The sequence below is a fragment of the Antrihabitans spumae genome (assembly GCF_043944905.1).
Classification (GTDB): Bacteria; Actinomycetota; Actinomycetes; order Mycobacteriales; family Mycobacteriaceae; genus Antrihabitans; species Antrihabitans spumae.
Genome location: NZ_JBIMSN010000121.1, coordinates 15,515 through 39,620, shown reverse-complemented (window position 1 = coordinate 39,620; position 24,106 = coordinate 15,515). Strand labels below are relative to the sequence as shown.

Genomic DNA, 24,106 nt, shown 5'->3' with positions numbered 1-24,106 from the left:
GCCTCGGCGGAGCCCGACCCCAACTACCCGGCCGAAAGACCCACGGTTAGAGCAAAAGAGCCACTCTTATTGTCTTACTGCCGTGTTTGCACTTGGAATCGGGAGCAATCCCACTCGATTACGTCGACACCTGAAAACACCTGTGCCCGACCGGTTTCCCGGTCGGGCACAGGGAGTACTTATGTGGTGGAGCTAGCCGATCAGTTACGGAAGATCGGGCCGTATGCTACGACCGTGTCCCCCGCTGCGCTGACAACCTTGACGTACGGGCGGATGCTCGTGACGCCGAGGACGCCGGTGACGGTGCCCTGGAAGTTGGAGAGCGCGATGTCGCCTTCTGTGCCGGAGATGTCGCCTTCTGCGGCCGGGACGTCAACGATGCCGGGGCCGAAGCCGACCTCCATGTCGAAGCCCGGAAGCGGGATGATGTCGCCGATGGTCGGAGTGATCGAGTCGCCACCGACCTCGATTTCTACTTCAGGGTTCCAGCCGAAGTTGATGCTGCCGTCGAAGGTAGCCGGGTAGCCGACCTGGTAGCCGATGGTGATCGTGCCTTCGAAGTCTTCGGCGTCGGGCCCTTCGACCTTGAATGCTGCGCGACCGTTGTGGAACCACTCACGAGTGAGCGGGTTGCCATCGAGCGGCGGCACGAACTGAATGAACGTGTCCGCTGTAATTGCTTCGATGCGGTTGCCATTGAAGTCGACAACGCTGTTGGAGCCGTCGATGGCGGCGGACGCAGCGCCGCTGTTACCGAGCGCCAAAGCGGCGGCGGCAACAGTTGCGAGCGCCATGCCCCGAACGAAACCCAATCCGCGGCGACGCCGCGGCGTACGAATATCCGTCATTTACCCTCATCCGTTCATTTGATGCCGCACCGAGTGCGGCCCCAACCACGACTCTCGAGGCTGGCGAGTGGTCCCTTGGGGGCCAGCGAAAGTATTACGGCGAAAGATTACGAAAAGGTTACTTCCCGCAAACTCGTCGCAAACGCTGTACAGCGAGATCGAGCCTGATCCCACTGTGACCGATGCGCAGGAACGCTCATCAGCCCTCCAGATATCTCAGTACTGACTCGAGAGGGACACTAACGGTCGTATAACAACGAGGCAACGCGACGACATCAGGGCTAGGTGTGATCTACATCACATTGGAAGTCGAGCACGCCGTCTTCACGGTACGTAACCGACTTGGAGTGATCTTGATCAACACTTTTACCTGCAAGTTCACCTGCTGTACACATTACGACGCTAAAAGCAACAAAAGCCGAAAATCCGTCCGCTGAAATCGCACGGTCAGCCGTGATGCGGGGGAATCTGACTGCGTAGCCAATCGTCGCCGTCGCCCGAACGCGGTTCGTCGCCGTCGTTTCGCTCGTCGCGCGTCACGTCGGGCAGTACATCTCCGAATACCTTCGCTAACAAAGCGCGATCGACCGGAGGACGCGTGGCATCCTCCGGTCGATCGACGTCGCTATTTTCGGAAATTGTTTTCTCCGTTTTTGCTACTGCGGATAACTGCTATCCAGCGTTATAACTACTCGGCCAAGCCGGAGAGTTCCCCGATTACATGGGTTGCTAGTGGCGTCAACGTAGCCATACCGTCGCGAATTGCCGCACGCGAACCGGCAAGATTTACGACCAGAGTGCTTCCGGATACCCCGACGAGTCCACGCGACAACCCGGCATCGAGGGCGCCTGCCGCCAATCCGGAGGACCGAATCGCCTCGCTGATGCCGAGCAATTCGCGGTCGAGAACGTCGGCAGTCGCGTCGGGAGTCACGTCGCGGGGCGAAACTCCAGTGCCTCCGACCGATATCACCAGGTCGACGCCACCGATGACGGCGGTGTTGAGTGCGTTGCGGATTTCCACCTCATCGGCGGCGACTACGACCGTCGCGTCGACGAGGAAGCCTGCCTCGTCGAGCAGCTCCGTGACCAGCGGTCCTGTGCTGTTGGACGAACCGCGATGGGCGGTCTTGTCGTCGACGATGACTACGAGTGCGCGGCCTGCGACCGGGGCATCGATTTCCATGATGCCTACCGTAGTAGCACCGCTGTTTCGGGTATCGAACTGCCCGGAGATCGTCATTCGGGTGGGTTGAGAGATCCGCATCATCGGCCGCCTTCTGCTGGTGCCTCGTCGAGTGTGACCTCGACGGACTTTTCGTTTCCACCGCGATCGTCGGTGTAGGTGATCTGAACTTTGTCTCCGGGAGAGTGCGAACGGATGGCCGCGATCAATGCGTCACCGGCGTCGATGCGCCGATCGTCGACCTTGGTGATCACGGCACCCTTCGGGATTCCGGCTTTTTCTGCAGCGCCGCCCTTGGTGACCTCCATGACGCGAGCACCGTTGGCGTCGTCCGCCGATGGCACCTGCAATCCGATCAACGCGTGCGTCGCCTTGCCTGTCTTGATCAGTTCGTCGGCGATCCGGCGCGCGTTGTCGACCGGTATGGCGAAGCCGAGGCCGATGGACCCGCTCTGCGTTTCCTTACCCTGTCCCCCACCGAGCGTCGCAATGGCGGTGTTGATGCCGATCAGCTTGCCGTTCATGTCGACGAGAGCCCCGCCCGAATTACCGGGGTTGATCGCAGCGTCGGTCTGAACGGCGTCGATCACCGTGTTCTGGTTGCCGGATTCACCACTGGTCGAGACCGGACGATTGAGCGACGACACGATGCCCGTCGTCACCGTTCCTGCCAGCCCGAGCGGTGACCCGATAGCCACGACCTGCTGGCCGACCTGCAGCGCGTTGGAGTCACCGAGTTCGATCGGCCGCAGGTCCGTCTTACCGTCGACCTTGACGACCGCGATGTCCGCGACGGGGTCCGCGCCTACGAGCTTGGCGGCAGCTTGCGAGCCGTCGGCGAACGCGACGGTCAGTTTGCCGTCAGGGCCGGCACCCGTCGCGACGTGATTGTTGGTGAGGATGAGGCCGTCGTTGGACAGGACGACGCCCGACCCTTCGCCTTCTTGTCGGTCGCCCGCGATCTTGATCATGACCACGCTCGGCAAGACCTTGTCCGCAACAGCCTGGACGGAGCCGGCGGGGACGTTGATCGCCGGGCTCGTTCCGGACTTGGGAACGTCGAGGGCGTTGGTCGCGGCAGAAGCCGCGGACGGCGAGGAGTCGGAATCGGTCGCAAGCACGCCGACCGCACCGCCTACGCCGCCGCTGACCAGTGCCAGCGCCAAGGCGCCCGCAAACATTCCGGCCCTGCCCGACCTGCGCTTGCCCTGCGCGGGGATCTGCTGATGTCCGGTGTGCTGTGGCCCGGTCTGCTGTGGTCCGATGTGTTGCTGGCCGGTCTGAAACGGCGCCCGATACTGCGAATCGTGCTGCTGGTACGCAGCGGGGATCTGCTCGGTGGGCCGGTAGTTCTGCTGGCAGCCCCCGCGCGGCTGCTCGTAGCCACCGGTGTTCGTGTGCTGCTGGTAGCTGTCGTACCCGGTCGCCGGCGTGTTCGGCTGCGGGTAGCCACCCTGCTGTTCGAAGCGCTGGCGGTCCGCTGAGGCGTCACCGCCGGAGAACCCGTCACCCGTCCGATCGTCGGTCATCGACCCTGCTTTCGTTGTTGCGTGTTCTCGATCTACTTACTCGTCGACCCAAATGCCGTTGTCCGAGCAGTACCCTCTGTTGTCTGCTGCCAAGCCTGTCTGGTGCTGCTGAGAAGGAACTGAGACCGACCTATCAGTTTGCCGAGACTCTGAGGCCGCCACCGACACTGCCGACCCCATCGACTTGCCGACCCCCTCGACTTCAGCTGTCCTCGTCGGCGATCAGGTCGTCGGGATCGATTTCGCCAGGCAGCACGATGCGGATCAGTGCGCCACCACGCTCGGAGGTGTCGATTGCGATCGTGCCGCCGTGCTTGACGACGACCTGCCGCACGATCGCGAGTCCGAGACCGGACCCCGGCATCGATCGTGACGCCATCGTTCGATAGAACCGCTCGAAGACGAGTTCGCGTTCGGCTGGCGGTATGCCGGGTCCAGCGTCGTCGACGGTGAACTCGAGCAGTCCGTCGCCGATTCGCCGCATGACCGCACGAACCTGCTCGCCGGGGGGACTCCATTTTGCCGCGTTGTCGAGGACGTTGAGCACGGCGCGCTGCAGCCCGGCCTCGTGGCCGTAGACGAACCACGGCGACAGTTCGGCGGTGAACTCGATCTCGTTGCGGCGCCTGCGAGCGCGTTCGAGCGCTCGCTCGATCACGTCGCCCATGTCGACCCGCTCGTAGACCGTCTCCGGTGCGTCCTCGCGAGCGAGGTCGACCAAATCGCCTACGAGCGTGGACAATTCCTCGATCTGCGCCATGACGTCGAGACGTAGCTCGGCCATGTCGTCTGCCGGAATGCTCGGTGCCCCAGGCTTGGACGATGCGATCAGCAGTTCCATGTTGGTCCGCAGCGAGGTCAGCGGCGTGCGCAGTTCGTGGCCCGCGTCGGCGACGAGTCGACTCTGGCGATCGCGCGACTCGGCGAGCGCACGCAGCATGGTGTTGAAACTCTCTGTCAGCCTTGCCAATTCGTCGTTACCGGTAACCGGTATCGGGGTCAGATCGTCGGTCCGCGCAACTCTTTCCGCGGCCGCGGTGAGACGACCGATCGGTCTGAGACCGGTTCTGCCGACAGCGGTACCCGCGACGGCGGCAAGGACGACTCCGCAGCCGCCGACGACGAACAGGACCCACGCGAGCCTGTCGAGCACGGCACCCGTCGGCTCCAACCGCTGCGCGATCACCAGGGTGCTACCGGTGTTGGTCCGGGCGGTCATCACGCGTTGCCCGTCGACGGTGTGTAGCGAAAACTCCTGTTCGCCCTTGGCCACTGCCATCTCGTCGGCACCGATCGGGGCGTTCGATCCCGGCGGCATGTAGACGTTGAGGTCGGGGAAGATCAGGGCGACGCTGATGTCTTTCGAGTAGTACGTCGCGACGGCTACGTACCGAACGTCGAGTGCATCGAGGTTGTTGTCGATGAGCGTCGCGGCGCGGGTGCGCAGTTGCGAGTCGACGTCGGCGTAGAGCGCCCGTGCGACGACCGCGTACGCCGCGATCGCCATGACGGCAACGGCGATCGCCACAACGGACGCGGCAAGCAACGTCACGCGCCAGCGCAGCGACACCGACCGCGTGAGCGGCATCGGGGGACGCATCTCGGTCGATCCTGCGCGAGCGGGCGCGCCGGGACCCGCGAAACCTTCGGGCAGACCGAGGAGCTGCTGTGGGTCGACTCCGGACCGACGGTCGGAGATCGAGTGTGGGGTGAATCTCACTGTTCGATCGACCTCACGGTGGGGTCTCCCGAAGGACGTAGCCGACGCCGCGGACGGTGTGGATGAGCCGCGGTTCGCCGTCTGCTTCGGTCTTGCGGCGCAGGTATCCGACGTAGACCTCGAGCGCGTTCCCCGAGGTCGGGAAGTCGTAGCCCCACACCTCCTCGAGGATGCGGCTGCGGGTGAGGACTCGACGTGGATTGGCGAGCAACATCTCGAGCAGCGAGAACTCGGTGCGGGTCAGGCTGATCGATCGAGTGCCTCTGGTGACCTCACGAGTGACCGGATCGAGCCCGAGGTCCGCGAATTGCATTGCCTCCGAATCGATACCTGCGTCCGGTGCTGCGCGGCGCAGCAGTGCGCGTAGCCGCGCGAGCAGCTCTTCGAGTGCGAACGGTTTCGGGAGGTAGTCGTCGGCACCCGCGTCGAGTCCGGCGACTCGTTCGGATACCGAATCACGGGCCGTCAGCACCAGAATCGGCAGGTCGTCGCCTGTGCTGCGGAGTCGTCGGCACACTTCCAGCCCGTCGAGCTTCGGCATCATCACGTCGAGGACCAGCGCGTCAGGGCGAGAAGCGTTCGTTTGGTGGAGTGCATCGACGCCGTCGACTGCGAGGTCGACGGTATAGCCGTTGAACGTCAGCGAGCGGCGCAGTGACTCCCGCACCGCCCGATCGTCGTCGACAACCAATATGCGCATGTCAACAGTGTGTACTGCGCTACTGAGATATGTCTGAGAACATGCCCGGTCGAGCGGAGCGAGGGGGAAATGTCACCGGTCGAGTGTGGATCACGGTCACTCGTCGTTCACCCCCGCACGCGGTAGTTGCCAGCGCTGCCATAGTGCGAGGCAGCGTAGCCCGGTCGCCGCGACCGTCCCTGCGATCAGCGAGATACCTTGCGGCAGGTCGACGCTTTCGCAGACGACGACGAGCAGAGCGCCGAGCAGGGCGGGTAGTGCGTAGAGGTCGCGGTGCAGGAGCAGCGGCACCTCGTTGACGAGCATGTCGCGGATCACACCACCGCCGATCGCGGCGGTTGCACCGATCAACACTCCGCCGAGGGCACCCGACCCGTGCTGCAGTGCGACTGTCGCCCCACCCGCCGCGAACAGTCCCATCCCGAGCGCGTCGAAAAGGACTACGGCACTCCAGATTCGGTCGAGGACGGGGTGGGCGAAGAAGACGACCAACGACGTCGCGACCGACGCGGTGATGTTCGGCCATTTCGACAGCGAGTCGGGTGGATGCACCCCGAGCAGGAGGTCGCGCAGGATGCCGCCACCGATGCCCGTGGTGGCGCCGACGACGCAGATTCCGAAGATGTCGAGTTGCTTGCGGACGCCGACGAGCGCACCCGATGCCGCAAAGGCAACTATGCCGACGAGGTTGAGGATCTGCAGCAGCACCGGGTCAGCGTATGCCGGGCGTCAGGTGAGCCGGTCCAAGTCGACCAACCCGAGTTCGACGGCCTTCACCAGCCTGCGTGGCACCTTGTGCGCGACACCCCCGACGCGGACCTCGACGAGTGCGGGGTTGTTGGCCTTCCACTGCGATCGGCGGCTGCGGGTGTTCGACCGCGACATCTTCCGCTTAGGAACTGCCATGGGGACGCCTCCGTCCGTACTTGCGCTCGAACTTCTCGACGCGTCCCGCGGTGTCCATGATCCGCTGCGCACCGGTCCAGAACGGGTGCGATTCCGCGGTGACGTCGACGATCACGAGGGGGTAGGTGTTGCCGTCGGACCAGTCGACGGTGCGCTCGCTGGTGATGGTCGAACGGGTGAGGAACCGGGTCCCCGTACCCGCGTCCTGGAAGACCACCGGATGGTAGTCGGGGTGAATGCCCTGTTTCATGCCTGTTCCTCTCGATTGCTTTCCGAATACGGCGATTCGCTTGTCTCGCATGGATCTTCGTGCCATTGGCCGAATGGATCGGCCCAGTCCTGCCAGGTTTTCTCGTCGGCGAGTTCGTCGTCGGTGACCAGCGCCCACTGCAACGCCCTGGCGATATCGGACGGGTCGGCGGAGTGCACGAGCGCGATCATCGAGGTGTCGCGGTCGCCGAATCGTTCGTCCCAGCGCATCGCGGCCATGGCAACCCGCGCCGGGTCGGCTGCTGCCTGTTCGGCGGGTGACATGGCGGCGAGCCAGGTACCGGCACTGGCAACGCGAAGACCGCCACCCGCTGATTCGAGCCAGAGCGCTTCGTCGGGTTGCGTCGCGACCCAAACTCGGCCGCGGGCGCTGACGACACCGTCGAGCAGCACGTCGACCGCCTCGTGCAACCTGCCGGGGTGAAAGGGGCGGGTCGCGCTGAATTCGACGATCGTGACGCCGCAGTCGGTGTCGAGCGACGGTTGACCACGCAGCAAAGGACCGTGCGCGTCGAAGACGGCACCGCGTCGCGCGTCTGCCGGTACGTGTCCGAGCAGTGCGGCAGCGTCGGGTGTCGCCCCGGCAGGAACCCAGGTGATCGGCGCGCCGGGTGCGAGTCGCCGCAGGATCGCAAGCAACTTCGCCTGGTGCCACGCGTCCGCCGGACTGCCGCTGATGACGAGCGCGTCGGCGTAGTCGACCTGTCCGACGACGAGCTGCGCGACAGTCCGGTCGTCGTCGATGCTTGCCAGCACACCACGGTCGGCGAGGGTGTCGTCACCTGTCGCGTCGACAAGCCAACCGGCGGCGTCGACGCACGTCAGTACGGCGTCGATCCTGACGTCGCGAGCGGCGGGACCGTCCAATTGCCCTACGACGCCGGTGATCTCGACATTCTCGATCGCCCAGCACAGCGCTTCGGGTTCTAGTGTGCGGTCGAGTTCGAGTACGATGCGGTCGACCCTGCTTTGCCGGCCGAGCCTGCGCAGCAGTGGAAGCAGATCCTCGCGCAGTGTGCACGACACGCAGCCGTGTGCGAGCTCGAGGATCGATTCGCGGCGTCCGTCGTACGTGGTGACCGTTCGGCGGACGACCCCCTCGGTGACCTCGGCCAGATCATGGCGAACGACGACGGTCCTGGCGTCGAGCAGGGATCGAGCTGTCGCCGCGGTGGCGCCTGCCCAACCTGCCACCAGGACTACCGGCGTTCTGCGATCGGTCGCGCTCACGGTCAAGCCACCTCCAAGGTTCGGTATCAGGGGCCCCTCGCCGCCGTCGGCAGTCGGATGGGGACCCCTGACTCCAGGGTTAATCGACAACGATTGTCATTACGACAGGAGGGAATGTACCGTGAATCCAACACGTTGTCGAAAACGATTGTCATAACCGCAATCGCACAGTTCACGAGAGGCAAGACCGATGTCGGCGCACTGCCAAGTCACCGGACGGGTGCCAGGGTTCGGGAAATCCGTATCGCACTCGCACAAACGGACCAGCCGCCGCTGGAACCCGAACATTCAACGCAAGACCTACTTCGTGCCGAGTGAAGGTCGTCGAGTCACCCTCATCGTCTCGACGAAGGGCATCAAGACGATAGACCGCGACGGTATCGACGCGGTCGTAGCTCGCATACGCAGTCGAGGGGAGAAAATCTGATGGCCCGCAACGAGATTCGGCCGATCATCAAGCTGAAGTCGACGGCAGGGACGGGGTACACCTACGTCACGAGGAAGAACCGGCGCAACGACCCCGACCGTATGGTTCTACGCAAGTTCGACCCGGTCGTGCGCAAACACGTCGACTTCAGGGAAGAGCGCTGACATGGCCAAGAAATCGAAGATCGCTCGCAACGAGCAACGAAAATTGGTGGTCGCCCGCTTCGCCGAGCGCCGGACCGAACTCAAGGACATCATCCGCAGGCCGAGCAGCAGCGACGACGAGCGTAGAGCCGCACAATCCGCTCTGCAGCGGCTTCCGAGGGACGCAAATCCAGTACGATTGCGCAATCGAGACGCGGCGGATGGACGTCCTCGCGGCTACCTTCGGAAGTTCGGCCTTTCCCGAATTCGCGTTCGCGAAATGGCCCACCGAGGGGAACTTCCCGGCGTCCACAAATCGAGTTGGTGAGGAGCAGATCATGGCAGTGAAACGAGCACCCTCCAAGAAGACTCGCGCAGACGAGGGCCGCAAGCCGAAGAAGAATCCACTGATCTCCGCCGGTGTCGAGACTGTCGACTACAAGGACATCAACCTGCTGCGCACCTTCATCTCCGACCGCGGCAAGATTCGCAGCCGCCGCGTCACCGGGCTCACCCCGCAACAACAGCGGCAAGTCGCGGTAGCTGTGAAGAACGCTCGGGAGATGGCGTTGCTGCCGTTCACCAGCAGCAGTCGCTGACCCCTGCCACCGAACGACAACGGCCGCACAACCCAGCTGGGTTGCGCGGCCGTTGTGCTGTCAGCGAATCACGGGATGGTGAGGACCTGTCCCGGGTTGATCAGATCCGGGTTGTCGACACCACTTGCGTTCGCGATTTCCTGGTAGCGGTTGCCATCACCGTAGAACTTCTCGGAGATTGCCCACAGGGTGTCGCCAGGCTCGACCGTGTAGGTGCGAGGGGCCGGCGGCAGCGGCGGAGGTGCGGGGGCCTCGACCGGTGCGGGCTCGGGCTCGGCCGGTGCTTCGGCTGCCTCGACGTTGGTACCCGACGCCCAGAGGACATTGCCCTCGGCACCATAGAGCACGACGTTGCGGTCGGCCTGCAGCGTCAGCTTGGCGCCACTGTTTCCGCTGGTCTCCGATGCCCACTTGGGCTCGTTGGCGTCGTTGTACAGCACGAAGTTGCCATCGTCCTGCAACGTCGCACGGACGGCGCCCGACCCGTTGGTCTCACTGGCCCACACCGCGTTGCCGTCTTCGGACAGCACGAGATTGCCGTCGTCCTGCAGCGTCAGCGCGTACGCACCGTTGTTGATCGACTGGCCACGGTCGAGGCCGCTACCCGCCTGCAAAGTGTCCGCCACGTGGTTCCCCTTTCGGAGGATTTGTCTCTTATGGATACTTTGGTGCAACTGCGCCGAACCTGCTGCGTAGCTTGCACCGACGCCGAACACTACTGCGCCGGGGCGCGGCGCGCCCGGGTTAAGTTCACCAATTCAAAGAATGTTCACTCCCGCCGCTCGACCCGATATCAGCCGACCTGCGAACTTGCAGTTACAGACACCTGACCACCCCAGTACAAATAGCGGCTGGATTGCTGGCGTGTTCGCCACCGTGTCGCTATTTCCGTCGCAGCCTCATGTAATCGCTGACAACTGCTGCCCCGAGACCATCGAGATCGGGGGCGACCACACGACCGCCCGCACGCCGCGCCATCCGATCCACGAAGCGTGCCAGGCCCGGGTCGTCACCGAGCCGGAAGAAGGTCACCTGCGCACCGAGCCGGGCCAGCAGATCGAGTTCCTTGATCGTCAGACCGAGGGTCCGCATGCTCGGCGGGTAGTCGAAATGCGCGTAGCCGTCCGGTTCGAGGTGCGCTGTCGGCTCGCCATCGGTGACGATCAAGACGACTGGCTGCGCATTCGGATTACGACGCAGATGCCGACCCGCAAGCATCAGCGCGTGATGCAGGTTGGTGCCCTGCTCGTAAGCGCCGTCGAGACCTGCCAATTCCGAGGCGGTCAAGGTCCTCGCATTGCGACCGAACCCGATCAACTGCAGGTCGTCACCGCGGAACCGCGTGCTCACCAGATGATTGAGCGCGAGTGCGGTCCGCTTCATCGGTACCCACCTGCCCTCCATCACCATCGAGAACGACGTGTCGACGAGCAACGCGACAACGGCTTGCGCACGCTGTTCGGTTTCGGAGACCTCGACATCGGACACCTGCAAACGGACGGGTATCGCGCCCGGCTGCCGCAGCACTGCATTGGTGATCGTCCTCGTCACGTCCCACGGTTCGGTATCGCCGAAGGCCCACTCCCTGCTCGCGCCCGTCGGCTCCCCCATCGCGCCGGCTTTGCGCGTGTCGCGTTCGCCGCGTCGACCAGACAAGCTGCCCGCAACATCGCGCAACGCCGATTCGCCGAGCCGTCGCATCGCCTTCGGCGAGAGCCGCCACTGCCCGTCGGCACCTTTGTCGAGAAAACCTTGCTGCTGCAACGCTTTCTCCAACTCCGCGAGGGTTTTCACATCCGCGGCGGCTTCGTCGCCGAGGTGCCGAGCCAACGCATCGAGATCGATGTCGTCGAGTTGAGCACCCGCATGTTGTTGCGCGAGTTGATCGCCCAGCTCTTCGAGTTCGGCGATCTCCTGCAGCGCTGCCGTCCCTTCGCCGAGTCCCATGCCCTGCTCACCACGGAAGCGCTCCGAACCCTCCCAATCCTCCCCCGGCCGCGCCGACTGCAGATGCTGATCGAGGCGACCCAACTGATCCAGCAGCGACGGACTACCGAAGGCCTGCTGCGACAACGCATCCAGCTCGGCACGTTGGTCAGGGGTCAGCGAGTTCCTGAGCCGCTGCGCCGCGGCAGCACGTGCTGCGAGCGAATCGAGTAACTCCTCGACGTTGGTCGGATTGTCGGGAAAGAACTCACCGTGGCGGTCCATGAACTCGTCGAACTGCTCTTGGGTGTCTGTGCCCTGCGCATGTGCGTCGAGCAGATTGTTGAGGTCGTCGAGCATGTCGGCGGTCCGCTGCCGGTCCTCGTCCGACGCGTTCTCCAACGCCTGTTTCATCCCGGCGAAACGTTGGTCGAGCAACTCTCGCTCGAGCAGATCGCGAATCTTGTCGTACTCCGCGCGGGCTTCGGAGCTGCGCCACTCGTAGTCCGAAAGTTCTTGTACCGCTTTGGCAGTCGATCCAGGAAGCTCGGCGAGCTGCATTTCGGCGAACCGTGCATCGTCGTCGAGCGCGCGGGCAAGCGCCTTGCGTTCCTCCAACACCGCACGGTCGAGCAGCTTGCGAACCTCTTCGAGCGTTCCGTCGAGATTGCTGCGCTGCAACATCTCTCGTCGTCTCTTCGCGGCCTTCATCGCGAGGTCGTCGAGACCCCGCATGTTGCCGGTACCGCGACGAAGCAACTCGCGCAACGCATGTCGCGGCGAACTGCCGCTCATGACATCGTTACCGATCGCCTCGAGCGCATCGCGCAGGTCCACCGGCGGTGCGAGTGGATCGCTACCGTCGTACGGCGTGTACCGCGAATCCCGCATCAGCCGTACACCAGCTGCCCGTCGTCGCTCGCGATCTTGCTGATGCGACGAGCCAGATACAAGCCCTCCAGCGCGAACTCGGCCGCCGCTGCGCGTTCACCGTCGGATTCGGCGTGCAGCCTCTTCGCGACCACTTCGAGAATGTCGAGGTCGGGTAGTTCGGCCAGGAGCGCTTTGGCCGTGACCCGCTCGCCAGTCACAACCGGATCGCCGAGTTCGACCGCACTCACCAGCGTGGCAAGGTCGATCCCACCGAGACGTTCGCGCGCGGTGTCTGCCGTCGCGCGACGCAGCAGATGCTCGAGAACCTCGATCTCCCGACCTTCCTCGCCGGATTCGAACTCGATCTTGCCGCGCAGGACCTCGATGACCGTGCCGAGATCGACCGGACGCGCAACCGGGTCGGCCTCGCTGAGCACGACACTGCGATGCACCGCCGACGCCGCCACGGTTTCGGCGGCAGCAACGGCGAAACGAGCCGACACACCCGACCGCTGATCGATCGCCGTCGATTCGCGCAGCAGTCGAGTGAACCGCGCCAGCACCTCCAGCAGATATTCCGGGACGGTCGCTTCGAGGTGTGCTTCCTGATGAACGACTGCGATCTCGTCGCTCAGCAGCCGTGGATAGTGGGTACGGATCTCGGCGCCGAAACGGTCCTTGAGTGGAGTGATGATACGGCCGCGATTCGTGTAATCCTCGGGGTTCGCGCTCGCGACCAACAGGACGTCCAAAGGTAGCCGCAAGGTGTAACCGCGGACCTGAATATCCCGCTCCTCCATCACGTTCAGCAGCGACACCTGAATCCGCTCGGCGAGGTCGGGCAGCTCGTTGATGGCGACGATGCCTCGGTGCGCACGCGGAACGAGTCCGAAGTGGATCGTCTCCGGATCGCCCAGGCTGCGACCTTCGGCGACCTTCACCGGATCGACGTCACCGACGAGGTCGGCAACGCTGGTATCCGGCGTCGCCAACTTCTCCGCATACCGTTCGCTGCGATGCCGCCATTCGATCGGCAGGTCGTCGCCGAGTTCTGCCGACCGTCGAATCGAGGCAGGCGTGATCGGATCGTAGGGATGTTCGCCGAGTTCACTGCCCGCGATGACCGGGGTCCACTCGTCGAGCAGCAGGTTCAGGGTTCGCAGAAGTCGCGTCTTACCCTGGCCCCGCTCGCCGAGTAGGACGACGTCATGGCCTGCGATCAGCGCTCGCTCCAAACGGGGCAGCACGGTGTCCTCGAACCCGACGATTCCCGGCCACGGATCCCTACCGTCGCGCAGTGCAGCGATGAGGTTCGTTCGAATCTCTTGCTTGACGGACAGTTGCGCATGCCCAGAGGCACGCAGCTCGCCGAGTGTCGCGGGCTTGGTGTTGGCGTGAGTCACCTCCTCACGTTACGAGTGTTCTTCCAAGGCGGCCACTGGAGCACCGACCCCCGTCATAGGATCGGACCATGGAGACCTGGGTCCTACCAGCGTTGCTCGGCCTCGGACTGGCTGCAGCCAGCGGTTTTCGCACCTTCCTACCCCTACTGATGCTGAGCGGTGCAGCGCATTTCGAACTGCTCGGCATCGATCTCAATTCGTCGTTCGACTGGGTCGGCTCGACCGGAGCCTTGGTTGCGCTGGCGATCGCGACGGTTGTCGAACTGCTCGCCGACCTGATCCCGGTCGTCGACAACGTCCTGTCCGTCGTCGGTAACGTCACCCGACCGATAGCCGCCGTCATTGCAGCGGGGGCGGTGTTCGCCTCGCTCGATCCGTCGACGGCGGCGATCGCGGGCCTGATCATCGGCGCTCCGACCGCACTCGCGATCAGCGGTGCGCAGACCAGCCTGCGTGGCGCGAGCACCGTCGGTACGGCGGGGGTCGCAAATCCCGTCATCTCGGTACTGGAAGACATCGTCTCGTTCGTGCTGTCGCTGATCGCGATGCTGCTGCCGATCCTGGTGCCGGTGCTTCTCGGCCTGCTCATCTGGGGAGTCTGGCGGCTGACCACACGGTTTCGCCGTAAACCGTCCCCCGCCTAGCGCCGAGTGTGCACTTACGTCTCGTCCGAGCCGGATCGAGCGACGAAAAGTGCACACTCGTCAGAAGCTATACACAGCCTGTGGATAGAGGGTTTTGACCACACGGGATTCGGTAGCAGTCTGCTCCGATGGGGGAATTCGATCGGCCGTTTCTCGGTAGCGCCGCCGTCGCTGCTGGTGCGGTCACTAAAAGGCAACTTCGCGTCGATTGCACGCGCCTGCTCCGGGACGTCTACGTCTGCAAAGGCGTCACCGTCGATGCACTCGTCAGAGCTCACGCTGCAGCGATCTGGGCAGGTGACGATGGCATCCTGGCTGGGCTCTCTGCGGCAGCGATCCATGGCGCGCTCTGGATCGATCCGAACGCACCCGCCGAAGCGTTCCGAACGGGTAGTCGACGTCCGCCACCTCGCACGATCGTGCACGGCGATGCCCTGGAGCCCGACGAATTCGGTTTGTTCGCAGGCAGATTGGCGTCCACGCCGGCACGGACAGCCTACGACCTGGGTCGGCGACTACCTCTCGACACCGCGATAGCGACTATCGACGCTCTGTGCCGAGCGACAGGGCTCCAGCCCGAACAGATCTCGGACGTTGCCGAGCGTCACCCGGGCACCCGTGGGATCGTCTCGCTGCGTGCGGCAATCGAACTCGTCGACGGCGGAGCCGAATCACCGCAGGAAACGCGGACTCGACTCTTGCTCGTTCGTGCCGGACTGCCACGGCCGACGACGCAGATTCCGATCGTCGACGAATACGGACGTGTTGTTGCGCGCGCCGACCTCGGCTGGGAGCGGTGGCGTGTGCTCGTCGAATACGACGGCGTTCAGCACTGGACGGACGAAGAGCAGCGGGCATGGGATCACGAGCGATCCGAACTACTGGAACGCCTGGGCTGGAAAGTGATTCACGTCAGCTCGAAGCGACTTCGGATGAAACCACACGAAATCGTCGAAAAGGCTCGCCAGAAGCTACGCGAAGCGGGAGCACCCGTCTAGAAACCGCGTCGAGTGTGCACCTGTTGTCGCGAGAGGCGTGAAAAGCGACAGCAAGTGCACACTCAGCAAAGGAGTCAGTGCGCGAAGTGACGAGCCCCGGTGAGATACATCGTCACGCCTGCCTCGCGTGCGGCCTCGATGACGAGGTCGTCGCGGACCGACCCACCCGGCTGCACGATGGCCCGAACACCAGCTGCGGCAAGCACTTCCAGACCGTCGGGGAAGGGGAAGAACGCATCCGACGCCCCGACCGAACCTTTCGTTCGATCGCCCGCACGCTGCACGGCGAGGTGCGCGGCGTCGACCCTGTTGACCTGTCCCATTCCGACGCCGACCGACGCGCCGTCGTGCGCTAGCAGGATCGCGTTCGACTTCACGGCCCGGCATGCGCGCCAAGCGAATTCGAGGTCTGCGAGCGTTGCTTCGTCCGCGCCAGGACCGACTGCAAGAGTCCAGTTCGCGGGATCGTCACCTTCGGCGTCGATGATGTCGCGTTGCTGCAGCAGCGCGCCACCCGAGATCGGGCGAAGTTCGGCACCACCGTGGACGGGTGGATGGGCGAGCAGAACTCGAATGTTCTTCTTGCGCTGCAACACTTCCACCGCACCATCCGCGTAGGCCGGAGCGATGATGACCTCGGTGAAGATCTCGGCGACCTGCTCGGCCATCTCGACGGTGATCTCGCGGTTCGCGGCGATCACCCCACCGAACGCACTGACCGGATCGCACGCGTGCGCCTTGCGGTGGGCGTCGGCGATGTCGTCGGCGATCGCGATGCCACATGGGTTGGCGTGCTTGATGATTGCCACTGCCGGTGCCGAATGATCGAACGCCGCACGCCACGCGGCGTCGGCATCGGTGTAGTTGTTGTAAGACATTTCCTTGCCGTGCAACTGCTGGGCCTGCGCGAGACCGTCGGCACCGTGGCCCGACTTGTACAGCGCCGCAGCCTGATGCGGGTTCTCACCGTAACGCAGCACGGCCGAGCGATCCCACGTGCCACCGAGCCACGCCGGGAAGCCTTGCGGATCGGCGACGAGGACGTTGGACATCCAGCTAGCGACAGCGACGTCGTAGGTCGCCGTGTGCTGAAATGCCTGCGCGGCCAGAGCAGTTCGCTCGGCGAGGGTGAAGCCACCGCCCGACACAGCGGTCAGCACGTCGTCGTATCGCGCCGGATCGACGACGACCGCGACGGACGGATGATTCTTCGCGGCGGCACGCACCATCGACGGACCGCCGATGTCGATCTGCTCGACGCACTCGTCCGGTGAGGCTCCCGAGGCAACGGTTTCGGTGAACGGATACAGGTTCACGACAACGAGCTGGAAGGCCTCGACCCCGAGTTCGGTCAGCTGATCGAGATGTTCCTCCTTGCGGGTGTCAGCGAGGATGCCAGCGTGGACCCTGGGATGCAGCGTCTTGACGCGCCCATCCAAAGTCTCGGGGAATCCGGTCAGGTCTTCGACCTTCGTCACCGGAATTCCGGCGCCCGCGATGGTCGCGGCCGTCGACCCGGTCGAGACAAGTTCGACACCTGCGGCGCGCAAACCGGTTGCGAGCTCTACCAGCCCGGACTTGTCGTACACGCTGACCAGTGCACGGCTGACAGCCTTGCGTTCACTCACTTGGAATCTCGGCCTTTCGTCCATCGGAGATGACACCTCTTACGGCAACGGCGGCGACGACCTCCGCCAGTAGTCGACGTTCGACCACCTTGATTCGCTCGTGCAGGCTCGCTTCGTCGTCGTCGGGAAGGACCGCAACGCCTTCCTGAGCCAGGATCGGTCCCGTATCGACGCCGGAATCCACCAGATGCACTGTGGCACCGGTGAGTTTCACCCCGTAGGCCAGCGCATCGGGCACCCCGTGCGCGCCAGGAAACGACGGCAGCAGCGCGGGGTGAGTGTTGATGATCCGGCCGCCGAACGTCGACAGGAACGTCGGCCCGAGGATCTTCATGAAGCCAGCTGTGACGACGAGGTCCGGATTGTGTCGGTCGACGGCCTTCGTCAGCGCGACATCCCATTCGGCGCGGCCCGCGTGCTCGCGAAGTGCAACCTTGAAATGGGCTACGCCGGCGGCGTCGGCGAAGTCCGTTGCCGGGCAGGTTCTGTCGACACCGACCGCGACGATGTCAGCGGGATAGGTCGAACTGCTCGCGGCCTCGAGCAGAGACCGCAGCAGCGTTCCGGTTCCGGATGCCAACACGACAACTCGCGCGGGCGCCGTCGACGGCAGCCGGATTGGTTCACCCGAGGTGGTCAGCGCTCTACTCCTGGCTGCATCGGTAACGGTCAGGGTCGGTATTCCGACCGGTAGAGAGCCTAGTCGGCGGTACCTGGGGCAGCCTCGGGCAGGTCCACAACTTCGGCGTCGACAACATCGGCATCGCCGACCTCGCCGACCTCGGCGTCGGCGGCATCGCCTTCGGCATCCACTGCTTCGGCTTCCACGATGTCGCTGTCGTTGTTCGCTGCGGCGTCGCCGGACTCGACGGCCAACTGAGCGTCGTCCTCGACAATTTCGACGTCGATGGCGACAGGCTCCGCGACGACACGAACCTCGTCCTCGCGTCGGCTCTTACGCTCGGCTGCGGCAGTTCCGTTTCGACCGACGACGAATGCCGACGCAGATCCGAGCAACGCCAACCAGCCCGCAACGGCCGCGCCCGCGGCAAATGCCTGAGCGCCGACGTGTCCGAACGTTCCGAGTTCGCCGCCGGCAGCGAAGGCGAGGAGACCGAAAACGACTCCCACGCCGAGACCGCCCGCCAGCGCAGCTTGCGCCGCTGCAGTCCGATCCGTCTTCGCCGCGGCGCACTCGCGTCCGAGTTGCACTGCGACGTATATCGGAACGACCAGCAACGCAGGCCACCATGGCTGCGCGGTTCCGGTCGGCACCGCGGCGAGGACGGGTAGCCCGGGGACGGGTCCACCGACCACACCGAAAAGGCTGATCGACGCTACACCGATGTTGGCAGTGGCCCCGACGACGACCGCACCGACTCCGACGACGACGTTCGGCAGATACGCCAATGACAGCAAACTCATGCCGAGCCCGCCGACGAAGCCATCGGAGGTGTGCAGCAAATCGAGCATCGTCGACCACGACGCGAGCAGCGAAACAACGGTGACAACGGCCGCAGACACGAGTAGACGACGAATCGCGTGCAAACCGGCGGTCGTGCCCGCGATAACCCAACTCGGCACCTGCGCGGACACGACGAGGTAGCGCCACCGTGCGGTTGCAACGCCGAGCGCGGCCGCACCGAGATGCAGCAACACAACCCAGGCGAACGCGGCGAGAGTGTTCGGCGACTGGAGTGAGATGACTGCGGACGCGTCCTTGATGACCGCCAAGCAGACGACGGTCACGACGAACGGGCCACCGACCGCGGCACCGACGATCCAGCCGATTTCACGTCGCGAAGTCAGCGGTTCGATTGCGGCGCTGCATCCGCGGACGACCATCCACAGCAGACCGAAAGTCGGCAGCAGGGGCAGCACTCCGATGGCCGTGCTGCCGATCGTCGGACCGACCTGGTGGACGCCGAGCCACGTGGCAGCGATCGCACCTGCCGTGCCGGTGAGGTCGCTGTTGGCCGTCACGAGAGTGACGAGAATGATCGCGGAGATCAGCGTCAGAACGACGACGGTCGGGCGAAAGGCTACAAGCAGCAGACGTTTCGCGAGGTCGGGCGTCAGGGCTGGCTGTGCAGGCGCCCGACTGCCGGATCGCGTGTCGTTCTTGCGCGTTGTCGAATCAAGCAGAGCACTCATCCCTCCGAGGGTGACACTTCCGCCGGCGCGCAGTGCTCAGGCGCGCCGACGGAAGTCGGAAGTCACACTCTCGTTTTCAACTACTTGCTGGCGGAACTACTCGTTGGGATTACGAAACGCCTGCGTGGCGTCGTTGCCGCCGTCGGGCGCGCGGTGCTGCGGTGCCGCGGAGCCGAAGTTCAGCTGCGAACCGTACTGCTGACCCGGCTGACCCTGCTGCGCCGAAGGCGGCTGATACTGCTGGGTCGGAGCTGCCTGCCCCTGGGGTGCCGACGGCGCACTCTGCTGCCCGCCCTGCTGTCCACCCTGCTGGCCGTAGCCCGCCGGTGCGCCGAAGGACGACTGCTGCGCTTGTCCGTAGCCCTGGCCCTGGCCGTAGCCCTGCTGCTGCGGCTGGCCGTAACCGCCCTGACCGTAGGTCTGGCCTGGCTGGCCATAACCCTGCTGGCCGTAACCGCCGAAAGCGGGCGCGGGCCGCGGAGCCGGAGCCTTGATGATGCCCGCGCCGAAGAGGAACGCGGCCACTGCCGCGCCGGCCTGAATCAGGCTGAGCAGCAGGACTATCCAGCCACCGAAGGCGACCTTGAAGTTCTCGGTCACGCTGAATACTTGGAAGAGCAGGGTCAGGAATGCGGTCACCGCGATGGCGGCAGAAGGCGCGGTCCAATCCTGCTTCGGCAGCAGCGAGATTCCTGCGAGCAGTCCACTGAGGAGCAACAACGCCACGACGAGCGCGCCGCCGGAGAACGGGGTCTCGAAAAACTTGACCCCTTCACCGTCTTCGATGTCCTGGGCGATGAACGGCGCGAAGCCGACGAGAAAGTTCAGTACACCGAGTCCTGCGACGACTGCCGACAGAATCCACGGCAATCCCTTGGCTGCTGTGGTTGCGGAGGTTGCGTTCGGGTTCGGCTGGGCCGGCTGACCGTACCCGGAACCCCCCTGCGGGTTAGACATGGTCTTGCTCCTTGTTCAAGTCGCGAGTAGTCACACGGAACGCTACTGCACAAACTCCCCGAACGACCGACGGTCGCCTCGTTGCGCTTGTTTCAGCAACGAGGCGACCGTATCGGATCGCGTATCGGATCGGTTGGCTGCCTACGCGGTCACAGCTGCTTGTTGCAGGATCTCCCGTGCCAGACCAGCGGTTTCGGACGGCGTCTTACCGACTTTCACTCCCGCTGCTTCCAATGCATCTTTCTTGCCCTGCGCGGTACCCGACGAGCCCGACACGATGGCGCCCGCGTGGCCCATCGTCTTGCCTTCGGGTGCGGTGAATCCCGCGACGTAGCCGACGACGGGCTTGGTCACGTTGGCCTTGATGTACTCGGCCGCGCGCTCTTCGGCATCGCCGCCGATCTCGCCGATCATGACGATGAGCTTGGTGTCGGGGACCTTCTCGAAGGCCTCGATCGCGTCGATATGGGTCGTACCGATGACCGGGTCGCCGCCGATGCCGATGGCGGTGGAGAAACCGAAGTCGCGGAGTTCGAACATCATCTGGTAGGTCAGCGTGCCCGACTTGGAGACGAGGCCGATCGGTCCGGTGCCCGTGATGTTGGCGGGGGTGATGCCGACGAGGGCTTCGCCTGGCGTGATGATGCCGGGGCAGTTCGGTCCGATGATCCGAGTCTTCTTGCCCTTTTCGACGTTGTAGGCCCACGCGTACGCGGAGTCCTGCACCGGAATGCCTTCGGTGATGACCACGAGCAGGCCGATCTCGGCGTCGATGGCTTCGACGATCGCATCCTTGGCGAACTTCGGCGGGACGAACGCGATGGACACGTCGGCGCCGGTCTTCTCGATCGCTTCGGCAACGGTCCCGAACACCGGGATTTCCACTGCCGCACCGGATGCGTCGGTGTGACTGACGGTGGTGCCCGCCTTGCGAGCGTTGACACCGCCGACGATCTGGGTGCCTGCCTTGAGCATCAGCGCGGTGTGCTTGGTGCCTTCGCCGCCGGTGATGCCCTGGACGATGACCTTGGAATCTTTGTTGAGGTAAATAGACACAGCCTGTTTCCTTTACTTGGCCGAAGCCAGTTCGGCGGCCTTGTCGGCGCCCTCGTCCATGGTCGCCGCCAGCGTCACCAGCGGGTGCGCAGCGTCTGCGAGAATCTTGCGGCCTTCCTCGACCTTGTTGCCGTCGAGGCGAACCACCAGTGGCTTGTTGGCCTCGTCGCCGAGCGTCTGCAACGCGCCGACGATGCCATTCGCGACCGCGTCACATGCGGTGATACCGCCGAAGACGTTCACGAACACACTCTTGACCTGTTCGTCGTTGAGGATGACGTCGAGTCCGGCTGCCATGACCTCCGCAGACGCACCGCCACCGATGTCGAGGAAGTTCGCAGGCTTGACTCCGCCGTGCTTCTCACCCGCGTAGGCGACGACGTCCAGCGTCGACATGACCAGACCGGCACCGTTGCCGATGATGCCGACCGCACCATCGAGCTTGACGTAGTTGAGGTCGTTCTCCTTGGCCTTCAGTTCGAGCGGATCGGTTGCGTCCTTGTCCTCGAACTCGGCGTGGCCCGGCTGCCGGAAGTCGGCGTTCGCGTCGAGGGTCACCTTGCCGTCGAGGGCGAGAATCTGATCGTCGGGCGTACGGACGAGTGGGTTGACCTCGACGAGGAGTGCGTCTTCGGAGACGAAGACCTCCCACAGTTTCTGGATCGTGACCGCAGCGGCGTCGAGCACCTCGGCGGGCAGGTGGCCCTGCTCGGCAATGCTGCGAGCGAAGGCGAGGTCGACACCCTTGACGGCGTCGACGGCGACCTTGGCGAGGCGGTCCGGCTTGGTTGCTGCAACTTCCTCGATCTCCATGCCGCCTTCGACCGAGCACATCGCAAGGTAGGTGCGGTTGGTGCGATCGAGCAGGAACGAGATGTAGTACTCCTCGGCGATGTCCTTCGCCTCGGCGACGAGCAACTTCTTGACTACGTGGCCTTTGATGTCGAGGCCGAGAATGTTCTGCGCGTGGGTAAGCGCTTCGTCTGCGTTTACTGCGTACTTGACTCCACCGGCCTTGCCGCGGCCGCCGACCTTTACCTGGGCTTTGACCATCACCGGATTGCCGATTTCTTCGGCGATCCGCTTGGCCTCGTCGGCGTTGTCGGTAACTCGGCCTTTCGACGAAGGAACTCCGTGTTTTTCGAAGAGCTCTTTCGCCTGGTATTCGAAGAGATCCATCTGCTCACCGTCTCGTCTGCGTTGACACCCACTCGCGGGTAGGAGCGGGTCAGGTTCGGACTTTAGCCACCTCGTTGCATCGTCAATCGACCGCATACATGCTATATGGTTCATCTCACTCGGCGACCGACATTGCGAAGGAATTCACCAGCGTCTCGATCGCCGTTCGACGACGTCTTCTCTGGTCACGCCCACGATATCGCTACTGACGAGTAGCCATGATGGGTTCGGTCGCAATTGGCTGCGCAGCGGCGGTTGGAACACGTTCCGTGACACGCCCGAGATGTCTCGATATGACATCGACCCCTTTGGAGACTCTGCACATATTCCCAGGTCAGTTTGTGATGCATCTCACATATCTGGATTCGTAGCCCCGTTAACTTGCGCTGCTTGCAATCGTTTCGTTACCGTCCTCGAGGTCTAAGTCACAACCTGGTCACGGAGGGAACGGCGCATCTTGTCGCAACATCGCAGTCCGTTCACACCCAGCCGTTTCGTGACCGATCAGGCGGATCCTTCGGGAGCGTTCGACAATCGCCTCGACAACACCAGCTTCGAGTTCGGAACGAACTTCGACGACGCCGATGGCCCCTATGGCCGTCGCCCGGGTGTGCTCGGTCCCGCATCGACCGAGCAGTCATTCGGATATCAGCCCAATCGTCAGGATCGTTACATTTCAAATCCGGAGCTCGACCGCGAAACCGACCGAGTCACCGAGTACTCATCATCGACCTACAGCTTCCGCAGCTGGGACGACGAAGCCGCCAGCTCCTCCGACTACCGCGCCGAGTTCGGTCCGGTCAGCCATCGGCGTCCGAGCGCAGAGTCGGCAGGTAGCTCCGAACAAGTCCCCAAGCGTCGTCGCGGCGCACACCGCCTCCCCGCTCCCCCTGCCGCCCTGAAAGGTCGCGCGGCGGTCGTAGCCGTCGCAGCGGGCGCAGTCGTCTCAGCGGGCCAGGCAGCGGTCAGCAGCAGCACCGACACGTCGCCTTCGATCGCCGACGTCGCGCTCTCCGCCGACGCACAGTCGGGCATCGCCGCCACAGCAATGCCACAGGCGGCACAGTTCGTCGACACGGCAGGTGTCGCGGTCACTCCCGAGAACGAGTCCAAGACAGCGCCGCAGCTGCTCAACATCGCAGCGCCGCTCGATCCGACGCAATTCACCGGCCTCATCGAAAAGGGCCAGAAGTTCGCCCAGGATCGCGCCGCACGCGAAGCCAAGGCGCTGCGTCCGCTGTTCGCACTCCCCGCCCTCGGCTCGTACACCTCCGGCTTCGGTGCCCGCTGGGGCACGCTGCACGCAGGCGTCGACATTGCCAATGCCATCGGCACCCCGATCCTTGCCGTCGCCGACGGCACTGTGATCGACGCGGGTCCGGCTAGCGGCTTCGGCATGTGGGTCCGCCTCAAGCACGCCGACGGCACCGTCACCATCTACGGCCACATCGACTCGGCGACCGTCACGGTCGGCCAGCAGGTCATGGCGGGCGACGAAATCGCGAAGATGGGCAACCGAGGCTTCTCGACCGGCCCGCACGTCCACTTCGAGGTGTGGCTCAACGGCACCGACAAGGTCGACCCGCTTCCGTGGCTCGCCTCGCGCGGTATCAGCCTCGGCGTCGAACGCGACTGATTCCCAACATCTTTCACCGCCCCGCAGCGTGAGGGCGCCCTTGCCGCCGTCACACGACGTCAAGGTGCCCTCGACATCACGGCGCAGCCGGAGC

The 24,106-nt window shown here is 64.2% G+C and carries 25 protein-coding genes; 7 read left to right on the top strand and 18 right to left on the bottom strand.

All coding sequences use genetic code 11. The annotated features are described in order from the left end of the window. Positions 1 to 200: 200 nt before the first annotated feature. The 9 genes from ACHIRB_RS24935 to mrf form a co-directional block, all read right to left on the bottom strand. Positions 201 to 848 (bottom strand): MspA family porin, encoded by a 648-nt coding sequence (locus ACHIRB_RS24935; protein WP_395113248.1) that lies wholly within the window; start codon positions 846 to 848, stop codon positions 201 to 203. 688 nt (positions 849 to 1,536) lie between these two features. Continuing rightward, a complete protein-coding gene (locus tag ACHIRB_RS24930; protein ID WP_395113249.1) occupies positions 1,537 to 2,034 on the bottom strand; it encodes a MogA/MoaB family molybdenum cofactor biosynthesis protein in 498 nt (165 codons plus the stop codon). A gap of 80 nt (positions 2,035 to 2,114) precedes the next feature. After that, the gene (locus ACHIRB_RS24925; protein WP_395125881.1) at positions 2,115 to 3,563 is read right to left on the bottom strand and encodes a S1C family serine protease; all 1,449 of its coding nucleotides are present in this window, start codon (positions 3,561 to 3,563) and stop codon (positions 2,115 to 2,117) included. A gap of 202 nt (positions 3,564 to 3,765) precedes the next feature. After that, positions 3,766 to 5,163 (bottom strand): HAMP domain-containing sensor histidine kinase, encoded by a 1,398-nt coding sequence (locus tag ACHIRB_RS24920; protein ID WP_395113277.1) that lies wholly within the window; start codon positions 5,161 to 5,163, stop codon positions 3,766 to 3,768. 133 nt (positions 5,164 to 5,296) lie between these two features. Further along, entirely contained in the window at positions 5,297 to 5,983 is a 687-nt protein-coding gene (locus ACHIRB_RS24915; RefSeq protein WP_395125882.1) for a response regulator transcription factor, read from the bottom strand. 96 nt (positions 5,984 to 6,079) lie between these two features. Continuing rightward, a complete protein-coding gene (locus ACHIRB_RS24910; protein WP_395125883.1) occupies positions 6,080 to 6,691 on the bottom strand; it encodes a trimeric intracellular cation channel family protein in 612 nt (203 codons plus the stop codon). A gap of 21 nt (positions 6,692 to 6,712) precedes the next feature. After that, positions 6,713 to 6,889, bottom strand: a complete 177-nt coding sequence (gene rpmF / locus ACHIRB_RS24905; protein ID WP_395113252.1) for a 50S ribosomal protein L32 — start codon at positions 6,887 to 6,889, stop codon at positions 6,713 to 6,715. Then, complete coding sequence (locus tag ACHIRB_RS24900; protein ID WP_395113253.1) at positions 6,876 to 7,139, bottom strand: type B 50S ribosomal protein L31; 264 nt, start codon at positions 7,137 to 7,139, stop codon at positions 6,876 to 6,878. The genes rpmF and ACHIRB_RS24900 overlap by 14 nt, the downstream gene beginning before the upstream one ends. Further along, complete coding sequence (gene mrf / locus ACHIRB_RS24895) at positions 7,136 to 8,389, bottom strand: ribosome hibernation factor-recruiting GTPase MRF (RefSeq protein ID WP_395125884.1); 1,254 nt, start codon at positions 8,387 to 8,389, stop codon at positions 7,136 to 7,138. The genes ACHIRB_RS24900 and mrf overlap by 4 nt, the downstream gene beginning before the upstream one ends. 190 nt (positions 8,390 to 8,579) lie before the next feature. On the opposite strand from mrf, the gene rpmB reads away from it, so the two are divergent. Genes rpmB through rpsR form a run of 4 tightly spaced genes read left to right on the top strand, consistent with a single transcriptional unit; the run spans position 8,580 to position 9,558 of the window. Continuing rightward, entirely contained in the window at positions 8,580 to 8,816 is a 237-nt protein-coding gene (gene rpmB / locus ACHIRB_RS24890) for a 50S ribosomal protein L28 (RefSeq protein WP_395113255.1), read from the top strand. Then, positions 8,816 to 8,980 (top strand): 50S ribosomal protein L33, encoded by a 165-nt coding sequence (gene rpmG, locus ACHIRB_RS24885; RefSeq protein ID WP_395113256.1) that lies wholly within the window; start codon positions 8,816 to 8,818, stop codon positions 8,978 to 8,980. The genes rpmB and rpmG overlap by 1 nt, the downstream gene beginning before the upstream one ends. 1 nt (position 8,981) lies before the next feature. After that, on the top strand, positions 8,982 to 9,287 hold the full coding sequence (gene rpsN / locus ACHIRB_RS24880; RefSeq protein ID WP_199705444.1) for a 30S ribosomal protein S14: 306 nt from the start codon (positions 8,982 to 8,984) through the stop codon (positions 9,285 to 9,287). Positions 9,288 to 9,297: 10 nt separating this feature from the next. Continuing rightward, positions 9,298 to 9,558 (top strand): 30S ribosomal protein S18, encoded by a 261-nt coding sequence (gene rpsR, locus ACHIRB_RS24875; protein ID WP_199705445.1) that lies wholly within the window; start codon positions 9,298 to 9,300, stop codon positions 9,556 to 9,558. Between the two features lie 68 nt (positions 9,559 to 9,626). On the opposite strand, the gene ACHIRB_RS24870 is transcribed toward rpsR, so the two are convergent. From ACHIRB_RS24870 to ACHIRB_RS24860, 3 genes are all read right to left on the bottom strand, one after another. Next, positions 9,627 to 10,184 (bottom strand): LysM peptidoglycan-binding domain-containing protein, encoded by a 558-nt coding sequence (locus ACHIRB_RS24870; RefSeq protein ID WP_395125885.1) that lies wholly within the window; start codon positions 10,182 to 10,184, stop codon positions 9,627 to 9,629. A gap of 256 nt (positions 10,185 to 10,440) precedes the next feature. Then, positions 10,441 to 12,375 (bottom strand): vWA domain-containing protein, encoded by a 1,935-nt coding sequence (locus ACHIRB_RS24865; protein WP_395125886.1) that lies wholly within the window; start codon positions 12,373 to 12,375, stop codon positions 10,441 to 10,443. Then, on the bottom strand, positions 12,375 to 13,760 hold the full coding sequence (locus tag ACHIRB_RS24860) for an ATP-binding protein (protein WP_395113259.1): 1,386 nt from the start codon (positions 13,758 to 13,760) through the stop codon (positions 12,375 to 12,377). The genes ACHIRB_RS24865 and ACHIRB_RS24860 overlap by 1 nt, the downstream gene beginning before the upstream one ends. Before the next feature lie 68 nt (positions 13,761 to 13,828). Here ACHIRB_RS24860 and ACHIRB_RS24855 point away from each other — a divergent pair, with 68 nt between their 5' ends. Then, on the top strand, positions 13,829 to 14,404 hold the full coding sequence (locus ACHIRB_RS24855) for a DUF4126 domain-containing protein (protein ID WP_199705449.1): 576 nt from the start codon (positions 13,829 to 13,831) through the stop codon (positions 14,402 to 14,404). 128 nt (positions 14,405 to 14,532) lie between these two features. Further along, on the top strand, positions 14,533 to 15,402 hold the full coding sequence (locus ACHIRB_RS24850) for an endonuclease domain-containing protein (protein ID WP_395125887.1): 870 nt from the start codon (positions 14,533 to 14,535) through the stop codon (positions 15,400 to 15,402). A 74-nt stretch (positions 15,403 to 15,476) separates the two neighbouring features. Here the strand turns inward: ACHIRB_RS24850 and purH are convergent, their stop codons facing one another. From purH to sucC, 6 genes are all read right to left on the bottom strand, one after another. Further along, on the bottom strand, positions 15,477 to 17,030 hold the full coding sequence (gene purH, locus ACHIRB_RS24845) for a bifunctional phosphoribosylaminoimidazolecarboxamide formyltransferase/IMP cyclohydrolase (protein WP_395125888.1): 1,554 nt from the start codon (positions 17,028 to 17,030) through the stop codon (positions 15,477 to 15,479). Continuing rightward, positions 17,023 to 17,670 carry a phosphoribosylglycinamide formyltransferase gene (purN, locus tag ACHIRB_RS24840; RefSeq protein WP_395113278.1) on the bottom strand — a complete coding sequence of 216 codons (648 nt, stop codon included), beginning with the start codon at positions 17,668 to 17,670 and terminating at the stop codon, positions 17,023 to 17,025. Before purN ends, purH begins: the two co-directional genes overlap by 8 nt. A 59-nt stretch (positions 17,671 to 17,729) precedes the next feature. Continuing rightward, positions 17,730 to 19,184, bottom strand: coding sequence for a cell division protein PerM (locus ACHIRB_RS24835; protein WP_395113262.1), 1,455 nt, complete (start codon positions 19,182 to 19,184; stop codon positions 17,730 to 17,732). 96 nt (positions 19,185 to 19,280) lie between these two features. Continuing rightward, a complete protein-coding gene (locus ACHIRB_RS24830; RefSeq protein ID WP_395113263.1) occupies positions 19,281 to 20,141 on the bottom strand; it encodes a DUF5336 domain-containing protein in 861 nt (286 codons plus the stop codon). Between the two features lie 141 nt (positions 20,142 to 20,282). Next, positions 20,283 to 21,197: a succinate--CoA ligase subunit alpha gene (gene sucD, locus ACHIRB_RS24825; protein ID WP_395127789.1), complete on the bottom strand. Its 915-nt coding sequence runs from the start codon at positions 21,195 to 21,197 to the stop codon at positions 20,283 to 20,285. Between the two features lie 12 nt (positions 21,198 to 21,209). After that, positions 21,210 to 22,376, bottom strand: coding sequence for an ADP-forming succinate--CoA ligase subunit beta (gene sucC / locus ACHIRB_RS24820; RefSeq protein WP_395113265.1), 1,167 nt, complete (start codon positions 22,374 to 22,376; stop codon positions 21,210 to 21,212). 673 nt (positions 22,377 to 23,049) lie between these two features. Between sucC and ACHIRB_RS24815 the strand changes: the two genes are divergently transcribed. Next, on the top strand, positions 23,050 to 24,012 hold the full coding sequence (locus ACHIRB_RS24815) for a M23 family metallopeptidase (protein ID WP_395113279.1): 963 nt from the start codon (positions 23,050 to 23,052) through the stop codon (positions 24,010 to 24,012). Positions 24,013 to 24,106 lie beyond the last annotated feature (94 nt).